Here is a 15,052-nt window from a genome sequence, read left to right on the forward strand (position 1 = left end):
TCATGCGCCAGCCTGCGTTCATCGACCAATCGCTGTTCGCCGGGCTGGCCGCACAGGCTGCCGCCAACCCGCGCGGGCGGCAGCATCACACCTTCCATGAGATGGAAGAACCCTGCCACCGCATGGCGGTCGGGCTGCAACCGAGCACCTATATCCCGCCGCATCGCCACCTGAGCGCCGACAAGGCTGAAACGCTGATTGCGCTCAAGGGGCGCTTAGGCCTGTTGCTCTTCGATGAGCAGGGGGCGGTGACCGACAAGCGAGTGCTGCAGGCGGGCGGCGACTGCCTGGGTGTGGACCTCGCGCCTGGTATTTACCATGGGCTGGTGGTGTTGGAGCCGGACAGCATCCTGTTCGAGTGCAAGGCCGGGCCGTATCGGCCGGTGGGTGAAGGCGAACATGCGCACTGGGCGCCGCGCGAAGGAGAAGAGGGCGTGGACGAGTACCAGGCCTGGATGCGCGCGCAGTTCGATTGATGTTGCCTGCACCGGCCCCATCGCCGGCAAGCCAGCTCCCACATGGATAGCGCGGTACCTGTGGGAGCTGGCTTGCCGGCGATAGGGCCGGTACAGCCCAGACACAGCATGCTAGAGTGCTCCTTCATTCAAGGAGCCTCACATGCGTGCGTTTCTTCCCCTCCTGCTGGCGGTCAGCCTGCCACTCGCCGCCGCACCGCTGCACAGCCAGTTCCTGCCACCTGACGACCAGTCCCTGCGCCAGGAAGCGCCGACCGGCCAGCAATTGCTGCAAGTGACCGACTACTCGGTGGTAGTGGGTACCCAGCGCCAGTCCGACCAGCAGCCGATCCCGATCACCTCGTCGTTGCAGGTGCGCCTCAAGGGCAAGCCGCTGAGCAAGGGCGCGACCATCGCCCAGGTGCTGCTGACCTTTGACGGTGAAGCGGCCAAAAGCCTGAAGAAACCCGTATATGACGAGAAAACCCGCACCCTGAGCCTGAATTACCCGCTCAGCGACTACCGCGTGATCATGGACCTGCTGCGCAACGAGACGCTGTATGTGCAGTTCCTCACGTACGGCAACGGCCACGTCTGGGCCGACCTGCACACCGGTACCGTACGTACGCGTTGAGGCGCCCGGCCTGCGGGGGGTACACTGCCGGCCTTCGAAATTTCGTGATGGTCCAGTTGGAGTCGGCAATGCGTAAAGACAAGAAACAGGTAATCGGTGACGAGATCAGCGACGACTACATCAAGTCGTTCCTTCAGTTCGAGCCGGCCGATGGCGTGACTTCGCCGTCGCTGCACAAGCTGGTCAAGGCCTACCGCGGCCTGCGCATCGACGATTTCGAGCGTTTTATCGGCTTCTTCGTCGAGGCTGGGCTGGACCTGGATGGCAAGGACGAGCACGGCAAGACTTTTGTCGAGCAGATTGCCGACCAGCGCAATGCGGCGGATTACATCGAGATCATCGCCAAGGCCCGTGGCTGATTTGTAAACCTGCTCCGGCCTCTTCGCGGGTAAACCCGCTCCCACAGGTACAGCACAGCCATTAGCTGTGGTGCGGTCCTTGTGGGAGCAACTGTCTTGCTCAATTTCAAAAAGCTGGCGCGATCCCTGTGGGAGCGGGCTTGCCCGCGAACACGGGCGAAGCCCGTGCCATCCACCACGGTGTTGGCTTCGCGGGCAAGCCCGCTTCCAGGCGGCTCACGCTGCGTTCTGGATTTACGTTGTACTTTCAGGCTGCGGTAGCACTAGATCGAGCCATGATGTACCCGTTCTGAGCATGGCGTTTAACCGCACGATGAACGTTCTCATGCAGGCCACGATAGCGACTTTGGGAAGTTTTCCGCGCTCCCGCAGTGACTGATAACGAGCCTTGAGTGCTGGGTTGTATTTCATCGCCACAAGGCATGCCATGTACAGCGATCGCCTGACCGCAAATCGCCCGCCAGAGATAGAGCGCTTGCCCATGAATTTCCCGCTGTCGTGGTTGAAGGGCGCCACCCCAACCAGGGAGGCAATTTCTCTGGATTCAACCCGACCTAGCTCCGGCAGCAGCGCTATTAGTTTGCCCGCTGTCACCATCCCAATGCCTTTCACTTTGATCAGCTGGGCAACCCGTTCGTCGTTCAGCATCGCGATTTGCTGTTCGATCTCACACTCAACCCGTTTGATCTGCGCCTTGAAGTGTTTCAGGTTGGCATTCAGGTAGTTAGCAACTGCAGTCGATTGCACCTGCTTCAGGCGCCGCAGGTCGTCATCTCGCTGTTGAACCATCCGATCACGTTGCTGAAGCAACTCTCGCAGAAGCGCTCGTTCGGGGCTGACTCGCAGAGAGGGTTGATCTGGAATGACTTCGGCATAGTGCGCCAGAACCTCGGCGTCGATGGCGTCAGTCTTGGCCTTGATGCCTAAAGAGTCAGCGAATGACCTGGCTCGCCTGGGATTGACGCGTATGACCTTGTAGCCAGCGTCCTGTAGAAAACGCATGACATCTCGCTCGTAACCACCCGTCGCCTCTAACAGGACGCGCTTGATACTGAGCCTGCGAAGGCTCTCCAGTAGCGCCTCAAACCCTGTTGGATCATTGCTTAAATGCATTTTGATGCCCTGTGGCCGCACCGCAGCATCAAGGGAGAGACTGGAAACATCGATACCCAAGAAGGAAGCCATCACCAAAACCTCCTAAACTCAACACAGTGAGAGGACTTTGGCTTGGCCCACGCTTGTGATTCGAGATCAGAGCCGCATCCAACTGTTCGGGCTCTCGCCAAAGTGGAACGGTGAATGGCAGCTTTTGCTCCCACACGTGCTCAAGGCACCTACGGCATTCAGCTTGCCATTCACCGCTCTCACTCCAAATTCTAATCCCCCATCAAGACACAAGCGGGTTTACCCGCGAAAGGGCCGGAACAGGCTTACTAGGATCCAGGCACAAAAAAACGCCCCGAGGGGCGTTTTTTCGTTACCGGCCGAATCAGGCGTAATGCTTGGCCGCCGGGCTGCTTTCCACCAGATCCAGCGCCACGTCGTTGTCGGCACTGATCTTGTGGTACAGGGCAGCATCGGTCGCCAGGGTCTTCTCGCGAGCCGGGAAGATTTCCTTGAGCTTGGCAGCCCAGGCACCTTTGGCCTGCTCGGGGAAGCAGCGCTCGATCAGTTCCAGCATGATCGACACGGTTACCGAAGCACCCGGCGATGCGCCGAGCAGTGCAGCCAGGCTGCCGTCCTGGGCCGAGACCAGCTCGGTACCGAACTGCAGAACGCCGCCTTTCTTCGGGTCTTTCTTGATGATCTGCACGCGCTGACCAGCCACTTCCAGGCGCCAATCTTCGGCCTTGGCCTGCGGGTAGAAGCGACGCAGGGCTTCCAGGCGCTGCTCCATCGACTGCATCACTTCGCTGACCAGGTACTTGGTCAGGTCCATGTTGTCACGAGCCACGGCCAGCATCGGGCCGATGTTGCCCATGCGCACCGACAGCGGCAGGTCCATCAGCGAACCGTGCTTGAGGAACTTGGTGGTGAAGCCGGCATATGGGCCGAACAGCAGCGATTTCTTGCCATCGACCACGCGGGTATCCAGGTGCGGTACCGACATCGGTGGGGCGCCGACCGCAGCCTGGCTGTAGACCTTGGCCTGGTGCTGCTTGACGATTTCCGGGTTGTCGCAACGCAGCCACTGGCCGCTGACCGGGAAGCCGCCGAAGCCTTTGCTTTCCGGGATGCCCGACAGCTGCAGCAGCGGCAGGGCCGCGCCACCGGCGCCGAGGAAGACGAAGCGGGCGTCCACTTCACGGCTGCCGCCGCTGTTGACGTCCTTGATGCTCACGGTCCAGCCCTTGCCGTTACGGCGCAGGCCGACGACCTTCTTGCTGTACTTGACCTGAGCGTCCTGCGAGTCGCCCAGCAGCTTCAGCAGCTTGTTGGTCAGGGCGCCGAAGTTGACGTCGGTGCCCTTGAGCACGCGGGTGGCGGCGATGTGCTGGTCGGCTGGGCGGCCTGGCATCATCAGCGGCATCCAGTCATTCATCACGGCCTTGTCTTCGGTGTATTCCATGTCCGCGAAGGCATGGTGCTGCTTGAGCAGCTCATAGCGCTTCTTGAGGAAGGAAACACCCTTGTCACCCTCGACGTAGCTCAGGTGCGGGACAGGGTTGATGAAGGCACGTGCCGAGCCGAAGTTGCCCTTTTTGCTCAGGTAGGCCCAGAACTGGCGCGAAACCTCGAACTGGGTGTTGATGTGCACGGCCTTCTTGATGTCGATGCTGCCATCGGCGGCCTGGGGCGTGTAGTTAAGCTCGCACAGGCCGGCGTGGCCGGTGCCTGCGTTGTTCCAGGGGTTGGAGCTTTCCGCGGCTCCGGAGTCCATCGCCTCCACGACCTCAAGCTTCAGGGTCGGGTCGAGCTCCTTGAGCAGTACGGCCAGGGTGGCACTCATGATGCCCGCGCCTACCAGTACCACATCAACCGATTCGTTCTGCGCCATTTAACGCGTCTCCACAATCTACAGCTACCTAATTGACAGCATAGGACCTGGGTTCGCCAGGGTCGCCATGTCCGACTTTTCGCAGTTCTTGCAACTTCCGCGGACACCGCCAATCAGTCTTCGGGTTCGCGTATTGAACGCGGTTTGCCACGGGTGCGGCAATTCGACTTATGGTCAAGGTGTCGTGCGTGCGTTATGGAACGGCTCAGACACTCATACGGGATGAGCGCATTTGCCGCCTGTTCAGGGCTGTTCGGGACACATCTGCCGCTTTTGCACATGCCAGACTGTTCATTTGCTCGCCACACTCTTGTGAAGTTGTGAAAACCGTTTTTTCACGCTCTTTTGGAGACGTGAACCTCAAAAGGGGACTGCGCGATGGCAACCCGCAGGTTCATGCAGTGTGAAGGGCCGGAAAAGCAGGCACGACAGCCGATGCAAGACCTGAGTGGAAGGCTCTCTGTGGGCGAAGCGTTGAAGTTGCCGGGGTCAATCGGCGAGTGCGGGGCCCGATCAGGAGACGTCCTTATAATCGGGGGGAGATTATAGCGATGTCGCGGGCAGAAATGTCGCCATTCGTGGTTTTTATTGCAGCGTTTGTCAGGCCGCGAGGATGCGCTGGTGCCAGCGGCGGCTTGCGCGGGCGCAAACCCGGGCACTGGCGGGCAGTTCACGGCCCAGCCAGGCGAGCTGGATTTCGCCGATCTGGACCCAGCCGCTGCCGCTGGGCGCCTGGCTGCATTGCTTGAAGGCCAGGCATTTGCCGTTCGCGTCGAGGCGGGCATAGGTGTTGTGGCGCGGGCGTTGGAAGAGCAGGGTCCAGAGCGAGGCCATGGCAGCGAGTCCTGTGCGTTAGGGCTTGGCGCAAGGATAAGGGCGCGGCGATGAAACGATTGTGACAAGCGGGCCAGGCCGATGACTGGTCGATGCGTGCCTAGGTATACTGTGGGCCTTCGCCGCTTTTTCTGGAGTAACGCGCATGTTGCAACGTCTGTTGTTCGGTTTGATCGCCGTGGCCAGCCTCAGCCTGGTCGGTTGTGCCCACAGCCCGCAACAACTCAATCCGCAACCCACGCTCAAGGCCCAGCTCGCCCCGGTCGGCCATGGCCAACCGGTAGTGGTCCGTGTGGTTGATGGCCGGGCCTCGCAGTCCCTGGGCACTCGCGGTGGCATGTACCCCGAGACCAGCACCATCAGCGTCAGCGGTAACGACATCGTGCCCAAGCTGCAGGCCCAGGCCGAAGCCGCCGTGCGCCTGCTCGGCTTCACCCCGACGCCGAACGCCTACAACGCGCCGCAGCTGACCGTGACCCTGGCGGAGCTGAAGTACCAGTCGCCGAAAGACAACCTGTACGTGACCGAGGCTACCATCGGCGCCACCTTCCGTGCCGACGTGTCTAACGGCGGCCGCCGCTACAGTGGCCGTTACGGCGCTTCGCTGGACCAGCGTTTCGGCATGGCGCCGAACCAGGAAACCAACACCCAGCTGGTGGGCGATGTGCTGAGCGATGCCCTGACCCGCATGTTCAAGGACCCGACCATCGGTCAAGTGCTGGGGCAGTAAGCCTTCAGCTGTAAAACAAAACCCGCTGCCTGTGTTCCAGGCAGCGGGTTTTTTGTTGTCTGTGCCCGCGAAGAGGCCGGCAAAGCTTCATGCCATGCCAGATGAAATTTGATGACACTTTGTCGCCTGGGCCGGGCGTCTGGGCATGACTTGGGTAGAATGCCGGCCTTTGCCGTCGCTCATACCGAGGTTGCGTGATGTCCTTGCAAGTGCTCTGGGGGTTCCTGGCCGCCCACCCGACCAAGCTGATCAATCTGCTGGCGCTGCTGCTGACCTGCCCGGGCGGGTTGCTGCTGCACAGTGCGCGGCGGCGCGAGGCCGAGACCCGCGAATACATGGCGGTGGACGACGGGGTGGTGGACGCGTTCGACCTGCGGGTACCGCGGTACTTCTACATTCTCGGTTTTTCGTGCCTGGCGATGGCGCTGCTGTTGTCCTGGTTCAGTACCTGGGTTTGAGATTCCGGGGCCGCTTTGCGGCCCATCGCCGGCAAGCCAGCTCCCACAGGATTACACAAGCCTGAGGGAAATGCGGTCTCTGTGGGAGCTGGCTTGCCGGCGATGGGCTGCAAGGCAGCCCTAGGATTGCTCAGGCAACCGGTGCCTGCTGCCTGACCTGGTATTGGTTGCGCACCGGCGTCGCATACTGCAACACCAGGTACGGCCGCTGCTCCTCAGGGCAGGCATCCAGGCGGCGTTGCCATTCTTCCTTGGCCCGGGCCAGTTCATCAGCCGGGAACACCTTCTCGGCGCTCGGCACCTGCAGCGCCTCATCCTTGCCATCCCACATCGCATAGGCCAGGTAGTGCACCGGGAACAGCCGGTAGCCACCGAGGATCTGCCGGTCGATTTCCACTGCCAGCTGCTTGGTGTCCTCGTGGTACTCGGTCACCGGCGGGGCAAAGTTGATGTGCACCCGGCCCTTGTAGCCGGTAATGCCCTTGGCGATGCTGTTGTCGTCCTCGCCCGGCGCCTTCTTGTAGGTGCCGGTGGTGGCGCGGATGTACAGCTCGCGGGCCTTGGCCTGGTCGCACGGGTCATATTCGTAGCTGATCGAAACCGGTGTCAGGTTAAGGCTCTGGATCACCGCGCCGAACGGCTCGTCCTTGCGGCTCATGTGGAACATCTTGAGGATCGCCGAATCGGTGCGGTCGTCACCGTCCTTGGCCCGGCCTTCGGCCTGGGCGATCCAGATCGACGTGGCGTCGTTGCGGATCGAATGGTTGATGTAGGCCGAGAGCAGCTGGTAGGCCGCCAGCTTTTCGCGGCGCCCACTGATCGAGCGGTGCACGATGAAGCTCTTGTTCAGGCGCATCATGTCGCTGACAAACGGCTTTTGCAGCAGGTTGTCGCCAATGGCGATGCGCGGCGTGGGCAGGCCGGCGTGGTACACCGCGTAGTTGACGAAGGCCGGGTCCATGACGATGTCACGGTGGTTGGCCAGGAACAGGTAGGCGGTGCCGGCCTTGAGCTGCTCCACGCCCGAATAGGTGACGCCGTCGGTGGCGCGGTCGATGGTCTGGTCGACGTAGTACTCGACTTTGTCCTGCAAGGTCGAGACACAGGTGACACCGGCGAATTCCTTGCGCAGGCGGCGGGCGATCAGCGGTTTGAGCAACCAGCCGAGAGCACCGGCCGCACGCGGGAAGCGGAAGTGGGTGAGGATATCGAGGAATGCCGGGTCGCTGAGCAGGCGTGCCAGAACGGCAGGGACCTCAGCGTCGTCGTACGGTCGGATGGCATCGAATTCGCCCATCATGCTCTCTTGTTGGAAACGGCTAGGGTAATAAGGTAGGGACGGGCTCCGAAAAACGGCTCGGACACACACAGGCCCTGTAAACAGACCGGCAATTATACGCATAAGTCACCCCGGAGGCCGCGATGCTGGAAACTGCTATCTACGATTGCCCTTATTGTGGCGAAGAAGTCGAAACCACGGTGGACCTGTCCGGTGGCGATCAGGAGTACATTGAGGACTGCCAGGTATGCTGCAAGCCTATCCGCTTCGTGCTGCAAGTTCATGGCGAGGAGTGGATGCTGGATGTATTCGGTGAGAATGACTGATGCAGCGCATCTACGAACCGGAAAGCCTGCTCGAGGCGGAAATGCTGGCGGGCATGCTCGCCAGCGAGGGGATCGAGGCGCACCTGGTTGGTCGTGACCTGGTCGGTGCCGCCGGTGAGCTGCCGATGCAGGGTTTGCTGGGGCTTGCCGTGGCTGATGAGCAGGCCGAGTACGCACGGCAGCTGATCGATGCGTACAATGACGCCCAGCCACTGGTTGGTGACGAACCGGAGAGTTTCCCCGGTACCTTGATCTGCTAGGTTCTGAATTCGCCCATGTGTGGACGTTACGCCCTGTTTCGCTGGCCCCAGGCTCTTGCCAGTCTGCCGGGCTTTCCCGTTGGCCAGCCCGCCCAATGGAACATCTCGCCCGGGGCTTCGGTGCTGATCCAGCGCCAGCTCGACGGCCAGCTGCAACTGACCAGGGCGCGCTGGGGGCTGACTCCGGCGTGGCTCACCGACCTGTCCCGTACCCCCGCCCATGCCCGCGCCGAAACCCTGGCCGAGCAGCCGATGTTTCGCGACGCGTTTCGCCAGCGCCGCTGCCTGATGCCGGCCAACGGCTTTTACGAATGGCGCGGTAGCGTGCGCAAGCGCCCGTACTGGCTGACCCCGGGGGAGGGCGCGTCGCTGTACTTCGCCGCCGTGTGGGAGGCCTACCCGGTGCAGGACCAGGTTTGGCTGAGTTGTGCGGTGGTGACCCAGGCGGCGATGAACCAGCGTCGGCCGCTGATACTGGACGAGGCAGGGCAGGCCGCCTGGCTTGACCCGGACACGCCGCTGGCCCGTCTGCATGAATTGCTGGCCAGCCCGCCGGCGACGCTGCGCGAGCGGGCCCTGGCGCATTTCGTCAATGACCCGAAGCTGGATGCGCCGGAGTGCCTGACCCCGGCCTGATGTATGGCTGTGCCGGCCTCTTCGCGGCTGAAGCCGCTCCTACAACGATCGCATTATCCCTGTAGGAGCGGGTTCACCCGCGAAGGGGCCGGCACAGGCGACGAAAATCTTCCCTGCGGCTATGGCGGCCCCAAGCGACTCGGCCTACGATACGGCGCATGTAAAAAGGGAGTGTTTTCATGCGTAAGTCTTTTGTCGTCAGCCTGTTGAGTGCTGGCATCCTGCTAGCCGGCTGCCAGGCGGTGAATACCACCAGCGGCGGTGCTGTCGGCGTCGAGCGCCAGCAGTACATGTTCAGCATGCTCTCGACCGATGAGGTCAACCAGATGTACGCCCAGTCGTACCAGCAGACCCTGGGTGAAGCATCGAACAAAGGCGTGCTCGACAAGTCCAGCGCTGTTGCCAAGCGTGTGCAGGTAATTGCCAACCGCCTGATCGCCCAGACCCCCAAGTTCCGCCCGGATGCCGCGCAATGGAACTGGGAAGTGAACGTGATCAAGAGCGACGAGCTCAACGCCAACTGCGGCCCTGGCGGCAAGATCATCGTCTACACCGGGCTGATCGATCAGCTCAAGCTCACCGATGCGGAAATTGCTGCGGTGGTGGGCCACGAGATCGCCCACGCCCTGCGTGAGCACAGCCGCGAGGCGATGTCCAAGGCGTATGGCGTGGAAATGGCGCGCCAGGGCGCCGGTGCCCTCTTTGGCCTCGGCCAGGGTAGCATGGCCATGGCCGATACCGTGGTGAACTATGCCATGACCCTGCCCAACAGCCGGGCCAACGAGAACGAAGCCGACCTGATCGGCCTGGAACTCTCGGCGCGTGCCGGTTACGACCCGAATGCCGCGATCACCCTGTGGAACAAGATGAGCCAGGCTTCCGAAGGCGCACCGCCTGAGTTCATGAGCACTCACCCAGCGTCCCAGAGCCGCATTGCTTCGTTGCAGGCGGCCATTCCGAAGGTGATGCCGCTGTATCAGGCGGCCAAGAAGTAAGACCGTAAGGGGCTGCTTTGCAGCCCAATCGCCGGCAAGCCAGCTCCCACAGGTATTGCACAGTCCTTGAGGCCGATAGAGCACCCTGTGGGAGCTGGCTTGCCGGCGATTGGGCCGCAGAGCGGCCCCCGTCAGCAGTTAGCCCACCCAGCCACTGGCTTTCATCGCCGAGTACACGGCCACGATCGCCAGCACGAAGAACGCCGTGGCCGCCAGGCGACGGATCAGCGTCAGCGGCAGTTTGTCCGCCGCGAAGTTACCCGCCAAAACCACCGGCACGTTGGCAATCAGCATGCCCAGGGTGGTACCGATAATGACCATGATCAGGTACGGATACTGTGCTGCCAGCATCACCGTGGCGACCTGGGTCTTGTCACCGATTTCAGCCAGGAAGAACGCGATCAGCGTGGTCAGGAACGGCCCGAAGCGGCGCGCCGGGTTCTCGTCGTCATCCATCTTGTCCGGAACCAGGGTCCACAGGGCAGTGGCGGTGAAGCTCGCAGCCAGGATCCAGTGCAGTGCCGAGTCGCTGAAGAAGCTGCCGACCCACGCGCCCACGGCACCAGCCGCAGCATGGTTGGCCAGGGTGGCGGCGATGATGCCGGCGATGATCGGCCAGGGCTTGCGGAAGCGGGCAGCGAGTATGAGCGCGAGCAGTTGCGTCTTGTCGCCAATTTCGGCGAGGGCAACGATGGCGGTGGGGACCAACAGAGATTCCAGCATCAGGATTCCTACGGGGGCGGGTCGACACGGCTATGACACGTACAGCCTCCCCGCCCCGGGTAAGGTGTGCGTGTCATAGGTCTTGTCAAACCCTGGATCCGTCTATGCGGATCTCGCCATGCAGGCTGGCATGGTGGGTCGCACGCGCCATGGTCTGTGGACCAAGTATGTTGACGCGTACCGGGCGAGCTGGGCGCTCGCGGGAGACTACTCCCCTAGGACGGTGCGGATTCTGCCTAGGCAAAACGCTTTCGGCAAGCGCTGTTTTTATCCGTGTGTTGCCTGGTAGATGCGGAAACCGTCCGCCTCGTCGCGTACCTGGCAGTTGCCCAGCGCCCCTTCGATCAGTGGCTGGTAGCGCAGGAAGCTGTTGGCAACCAGGCGCATTTCGCCACCTTTTCGCAGATGAAGGGCCGATTTTTTCAGCAAGTTTTCCGATGCCTGATAGTTGGTGTGCACCCCGGTGTGGAACGGCGGGTTGCTCAGGATCAAGCTCAGCTCGGTTGGCGCCGCGTCGATGCCGTCGCCGCTGATCACTTCGCCTTCCAGACCATTGGCGGCCAAGGTCAGGCGGCTGGCGGCCACGGCGAAGGCATCCACGTCCAGCAGGGTCACCCGGTTTTGTGGATAACGGCGCTTGACCGTGGCGCCCAGCACCCCGGCACCGCAGCCGAAGTCCAGCACATGCCCGCTCGGCAGGCCGTCGAGGTGCTTGAGCAGCAGGGCGGTACCGCGATCGAGGCGGCCATGGCTGAACACACCGGGCAGGCTGACCACTTGCAGTGGGCCGTCTTCCAGGCTGAGCTCGAAGCGTTCGGCCAGGCTTTCCAGGGGCTTGGCTTCTGGCGCGTGCTCGATGGTCACCTGCCACAGCTGGCAATGGCGGGCGCTGTCGAGCTTGCGTGGCTTGCCAAAGGCCTGCAGCTGCTTGGCCGCGCCCTCGATGCCACCACGTTTCTCGCCGACCAGGTACAGCTCGCGGCCAGCCAGGCGCGAGGCCAGGGCGTTGAGCAGGTAGGCGGCCAGTTCGCGGGACTTGGGCAGGAACAGCACGGCGCTATCGAAAGCCACTTCAGGGGGCTCCACTGCATAGTGGCTGCGCCCGGCGAAGCGGCTTTCGAGCAAGGCCTGGTCGCCCGCATGCCAGGTCCAGGCCCGGGCCTGGGGCAACTGGCCGAGCAGGCCGTCGGCGGGGGCGCCGGCGAGCAGCAGCGGGCCCTGGAACAGCTCTGCCTGGCGGAGCAACACTTCACTGCGCGGGTCCATGGACGACGCCTCCTGGAAAAAAGTGGCGCAGTGTAGCAGAGGCGGGCGTCGGGCTCAGCTGACCACGCGGCGTGGCTGCCCGGCGAAGAAGGCCTGGGCGTTCTCGCTGAGCTGGCCGACGATGCGCTGGCGCGATTCCACCGCGCCCCAGGCGCTGTGCGGGGTGATGATCAGGCGCGGGATGCCGGGTTCGAGCAGCGGGTTGCCATTGACCGGCGGTTCCACGCTCAGCACGTCGGTGGCGGCACCGCCCAGATGGCCACTGCGCAGGGCGTCGGCCAGCGCTTGCTCGTCGATCAGGCCGCCGCGGGCGGTGTTGACCACCAGCGCATTGGGCTTGAGCAGGGCCAGCTCGCGGGACCCGAGCATGTGTCGGGTGTGCTCGTTCAGCGGGCAGTGCAGGGTCAGGGCGTCGACTTGCGGCAGCAACTCGTCCAGTGGCAAACGGTCGGCGCGTTCCGGGCGGCCGGGGATCTGCCCGCTGAGTACGCGCATGCCGAAGGCTTCGGCCAGCCTCGCCACCGCGCCGCCCAGTTCACCGTGGCCGAGCAGGCCAAGGGTCTTGCCCTCCAGCTCGACGATGGGGAAGTCCAGCAGGCAGAACTGGCTGGCCTTGGCCCACTGGCCGTCGGCTACCGCCTGGTTGTAGTCGCACAGGCGGGTGGCCAGGGCCAGCAGCAGGGCGAGGGTGTGCTGGGCGACGGACGGTGTGCCATAGCCCTGGCAGTTGCACACGGTGATGCCCTGAGCGCGCGCGGCCGCCAGGTCGACATTGTTGGTGCCGGTGGCGGCCACCAGGATCAGCTTCAGTTGCGGGTTGGCGGCCAGGGTCGCGGCGTCGAGCATGACCTTGTTGCTGACTACTGCCACCGCGCCCTGCAGGCGTTCGGCGACCTGCTCCGGGCGGGTGGCGGCGAACAGTTCGAACTCTTCGAACTGCTGCTTCAGGGGCGAGAGGTCGAGATCGCCCAGGTCCAGGGACTGGTGATCGAGAAACACGGCGCGACGCGGGCTGGGCATGAAGTTCTCCGAGGCTGGGCGGGATTTCGGTGTCGCGGCCATTCGCGGGTAAACCCGCTCCCACAGGTACTGCACCAGCCTTTGCAATGGTGCAATACCTGTGGGAGCGGGTTTACCCGCGAATAGGCCATCAGCTTCACCACATGACCTGAAGCTGCCGCCGCAGTGTCTAGTTCAACCTTGCCGCCCGTCAACGCCCGCCACTCATACCTTCATCATGCAAATCATTCCTTCGGCTGATTTAGCCGTCACATTGGCGAACTACAGTAGTTCCCAGACTTGTCCGGCCCGCTTTTCAGAAAAGGGATACCCATGTTGCAGACCCGCATCATCAAGCCCGCCGAGGGCGCCTACGCCTACCCCCTGCTGATCAAGCGCCTGCTGATGTCTGGCAGCCGCTATGAAAAGACCCGCGAAATCGTCTACCGCGACCAGTTGCGGCTGACCTACCCACAACTCAACGAGCGTATCGCGCGCCTGGCCAACGTTCTGACCGAAGCCGGGGTAAAAGCCGGTGACACCGTGGCAGTGATGGACTGGGACAGCCACCGCTACCTGGAATGCATGTTCGCCATCCCGATGATCGGCGCGGTGGTGCACACGATCAACGTGCGCCTGTCGCCCGAGCAGATTCTCTACACCATGAACCACGCCGAAGACCGCGTGGTGCTGGTCAACAGCGACTTCGTCGGCCTGTACCAGGCCATCGCGGGGCAACTGACCACCGTCGACAAGACCGTGCTGCTGACCGACGGCCCGGACAAGACAGCCGAGCTGCCCAACCTGGTGGGCGAGTACGAGCAACTGCTGGCCGCTGCCAGCCCGCGCTACGACTTCCCGGACTTCGACGAGAACTCGGTGGCCACTACCTTCTACACCACCGGCACCACCGGCAACCCCAAGGGGGTGTACTTCACTCACCGGCAGCTGGTGTTGCATACCCTGGCCGAAGCTTCGGTGACCGGCAGCATCGACAGCGTGCGCCTGCTGGGTAGCAACGACGTGTACATGCCCATCACGCCGATGTTCCATGTGCACGCCTGGGGCATTCCCTACGCCGCCACCATGCTCGGCATGAAGCAGGTGTATCCGGGGCGCTACGAGCCGGACATGCTGGTCAAGCTGTGGCGCGAAGAGAAGGTCACCTTCTCCCATTGTGTGCCGACCATCCTGCAGATGCTGCTCAACTGCCCGACCTCCCAAGGTCAGGACTTCGGCGGCTGGAAGATCATCATCGGCGGCAGCGCACTCAACCGCTCGTTGTACCAGGCCGCCCTGGCACGTGGCATCCAGCTGACCGCCGCGTATGGCATGTCCGAGACCTGCCCGCTGATTTCCGCCGCCCACCTGAACGACGAACTGCAGGCCGGCAGCGAGGATGAGCGCGTCACCTACCGCATCAAGGCCGGCGTGCCGGTGCCGCTGGTCGAGGCGGCCATCGTCGACGGCGACGGCAACTTCCTGCCTGCCGATGGTGAAACCCAGGGCGAGCTGGTGCTACGGGCGCCGTGGCTGACCATGGGCTACTTCAAGGAGGCGGAGAAGAGCGAAGAGCTGTGGCAGGGTGGCTGGTTGCACACCGGCGATGTCGCCACGCTCGACGGCATGGGCTACATCGACATCCGCGACCGCATCAAGGATGTGATCAAGACCGGTGGCGAATGGATTTCCTCGCTCGACCTCGAAGACCTGATCAGCCGTCACCCGGCCGTGCGCGAAGTGGCGGTGGTAGGGGTGGCCGACCCGCAGTGGGGCGAACGCCCGTTTGCCCTGCTGGTGGTGCGCGAAGGCCAGGGCATCGACGCCAAGGCGCTGAAGGAACACCTCAAGCCCTTTGTCGAGCAAGGGCACATCAACAAGTGGGCGATTCCAAGCCAGATCGCCGTTGTTACTGAAATTCCCAAGACCAGTGTCGGCAAGCTCGACAAGAAACGCATCCGCCAGGACATCGTCCAGTGGCAGGCCAGCAACAGCGCGTTCCTCTCCACGCTGTAACCGCCATGCGGGTCGCGTACCGCAGCACGCGACCCGCATGCTAGAGGGGTGGAGCCTTGCCAAACGGCAGAAATACGCCATCCT

The 15,052-nt window shown here is 62.9% G+C and carries 17 protein-coding genes and 1 riboswitch; of the genes, 10 read left to right on the forward strand and 7 right to left on the reverse strand.

Features of this window, described 5'->3' with window-relative positions; all coding sequences use genetic code 11:
* Positions 1 to 2: 2 nt before the first annotated feature.
* The 3 genes from ABX298_RS14715 to ABX298_RS14725 all read left to right on the forward strand — a co-directional run bounded on the left by ABX298_RS14715 (position 3) and on the right by ABX298_RS14725 (position 1,448).
* Entirely contained in the window at positions 3 to 476 is a 474-nt protein-coding gene (locus ABX298_RS14715) for a WbuC family cupin fold metalloprotein (protein WP_367393292.1), read from the forward strand.
* A 142-nt stretch (positions 477 to 618) separates the two neighbouring features.
* Positions 619 to 1,089 (forward strand): hypothetical protein, encoded by a 471-nt coding sequence (locus ABX298_RS14720; protein WP_013970925.1) that lies wholly within the window; start codon positions 619 to 621, stop codon positions 1,087 to 1,089.
* Positions 1,090 to 1,157: 68 nt separating this feature from the next.
* A complete protein-coding gene (locus tag ABX298_RS14725; RefSeq protein WP_084785037.1) occupies positions 1,158 to 1,448 on the forward strand; it encodes a PA4642 family protein in 291 nt (96 codons plus the stop codon).
* 234 nt (positions 1,449 to 1,682) lie between these two features.
* Here the strand turns inward: ABX298_RS14725 and ABX298_RS14730 are convergent, their stop codons facing one another.
* From ABX298_RS14730 to ABX298_RS14740, 3 genes are all read right to left on the reverse strand, one after another.
* Positions 1,683 to 2,633 (reverse strand): transposase, encoded by a 951-nt coding sequence (locus tag ABX298_RS14730; protein ID WP_075043887.1) that lies wholly within the window; start codon positions 2,631 to 2,633, stop codon positions 1,683 to 1,685.
* A 304-nt stretch (positions 2,634 to 2,937) separates the two neighbouring features.
* Entirely contained in the window at positions 2,938 to 4,446 is a 1,509-nt protein-coding gene (mqo, locus tag ABX298_RS14735; RefSeq protein WP_025337698.1) for a malate dehydrogenase (quinone), read from the reverse strand.
* A 600-nt stretch (positions 4,447 to 5,046) separates the two neighbouring features.
* Positions 5,047 to 5,280 carry a hypothetical protein gene (locus ABX298_RS14740; RefSeq protein ID WP_025337699.1) on the reverse strand — a complete coding sequence of 78 codons (234 nt, stop codon included), beginning with the start codon at positions 5,278 to 5,280 and terminating at the stop codon, positions 5,047 to 5,049.
* Positions 5,281 to 5,425: 145 nt separating this feature from the next.
* Here ABX298_RS14740 and ABX298_RS14745 point away from each other — a divergent pair, with 145 nt between their 5' ends.
* Both ABX298_RS14745 and ABX298_RS14750 read left to right on the forward strand, forming a co-directional pair.
* Positions 5,426 to 6,010 (forward strand): YajG family lipoprotein, encoded by a 585-nt coding sequence (locus ABX298_RS14745; RefSeq protein ID WP_013970929.1) that lies wholly within the window; start codon positions 5,426 to 5,428, stop codon positions 6,008 to 6,010.
* Positions 6,011 to 6,207: 197 nt separating this feature from the next.
* Positions 6,208 to 6,468, forward strand: coding sequence for a hypothetical protein (locus ABX298_RS14750; RefSeq protein ID WP_046616028.1), 261 nt, complete (start codon positions 6,208 to 6,210; stop codon positions 6,466 to 6,468).
* Between the two features lie 130 nt (positions 6,469 to 6,598).
* Here the strand turns inward: ABX298_RS14750 and ABX298_RS14755 are convergent, their stop codons facing one another.
* Positions 6,599 to 7,765, reverse strand: a complete 1,167-nt coding sequence (locus ABX298_RS14755) for a 1-acyl-sn-glycerol-3-phosphate acyltransferase (RefSeq protein ID WP_025337700.1) — start codon at positions 7,763 to 7,765, stop codon at positions 6,599 to 6,601.
* 125 nt (positions 7,766 to 7,890) lie between these two features.
* On the opposite strand from ABX298_RS14755, the gene ABX298_RS14760 reads away from it, so the two are divergent.
* The 4 genes from ABX298_RS14760 to ABX298_RS14775 all read left to right on the forward strand — a co-directional run bounded on the left by ABX298_RS14760 (position 7,891) and on the right by ABX298_RS14775 (position 9,964).
* Entirely contained in the window at positions 7,891 to 8,073 is a 183-nt protein-coding gene (locus ABX298_RS14760; RefSeq protein WP_012270508.1) for a CPXCG motif-containing cysteine-rich protein, read from the forward strand.
* The gene (locus tag ABX298_RS14765) at positions 8,073 to 8,333 is read left to right on the forward strand and encodes a DUF2007 domain-containing protein (RefSeq protein WP_025337701.1); all 261 of its coding nucleotides are present in this window, start codon (positions 8,073 to 8,075) and stop codon (positions 8,331 to 8,333) included. Before ABX298_RS14760 ends, ABX298_RS14765 begins: the two co-directional genes overlap by 1 nt.
* Before the next feature lie 15 nt (positions 8,334 to 8,348).
* Positions 8,349 to 8,969, forward strand: a complete 621-nt coding sequence (locus tag ABX298_RS14770) for an SOS response-associated peptidase (protein ID WP_286101036.1) — start codon at positions 8,349 to 8,351, stop codon at positions 8,967 to 8,969.
* 179 nt (positions 8,970 to 9,148) lie between these two features.
* The gene (locus ABX298_RS14775; RefSeq protein ID WP_025337703.1) at positions 9,149 to 9,964 is read left to right on the forward strand and encodes a M48 family metallopeptidase; all 816 of its coding nucleotides are present in this window, start codon (positions 9,149 to 9,151) and stop codon (positions 9,962 to 9,964) included.
* A 138-nt stretch (positions 9,965 to 10,102) separates the two neighbouring features.
* Here ABX298_RS14775 and ABX298_RS14780 read toward each other — a convergent pair whose 3' ends face one another.
* The 3 genes from ABX298_RS14780 to ABX298_RS14790 form a co-directional block, all read right to left on the reverse strand.
* Complete coding sequence (locus ABX298_RS14780) at positions 10,103 to 10,687, reverse strand: TMEM165/GDT1 family protein (RefSeq protein WP_013970934.1); 585 nt, start codon at positions 10,685 to 10,687, stop codon at positions 10,103 to 10,105.
* 88 nt (positions 10,688 to 10,775) lie between these two features.
* Positions 10,776 to 10,915, reverse strand: a riboswitch (yybP-ykoY riboswitch).
* A gap of 39 nt (positions 10,916 to 10,954) precedes the next feature.
* Positions 10,955 to 11,953 carry a class I SAM-dependent methyltransferase gene (locus tag ABX298_RS14785; RefSeq protein ID WP_286101037.1) on the reverse strand — a complete coding sequence of 333 codons (999 nt, stop codon included), beginning with the start codon at positions 11,951 to 11,953 and terminating at the stop codon, positions 10,955 to 10,957.
* A 54-nt stretch (positions 11,954 to 12,007) separates the two neighbouring features.
* Positions 12,008 to 12,973 (reverse strand): 2-hydroxyacid dehydrogenase, encoded by a 966-nt coding sequence (locus ABX298_RS14790; protein ID WP_317408960.1) that lies wholly within the window; start codon positions 12,971 to 12,973, stop codon positions 12,008 to 12,010.
* A 312-nt stretch (positions 12,974 to 13,285) separates the two neighbouring features.
* Between ABX298_RS14790 and ABX298_RS14795 the strand changes: the two genes are divergently transcribed.
* Positions 13,286 to 14,968, forward strand: a complete 1,683-nt coding sequence (locus ABX298_RS14795; RefSeq protein ID WP_075043772.1) for a fatty acid--CoA ligase — start codon at positions 13,286 to 13,288, stop codon at positions 14,966 to 14,968.
* Positions 14,969 to 15,052: the final 84 nt, after the last annotated feature.

Origin of the sequence: Pseudomonas sp. X4 (assembly GCF_040784925.1) — a bacterium.
Classification (GTDB): Bacteria; Pseudomonadota; Gammaproteobacteria; order Pseudomonadales; family Pseudomonadaceae; genus Aquipseudomonas; species Aquipseudomonas putida_Z.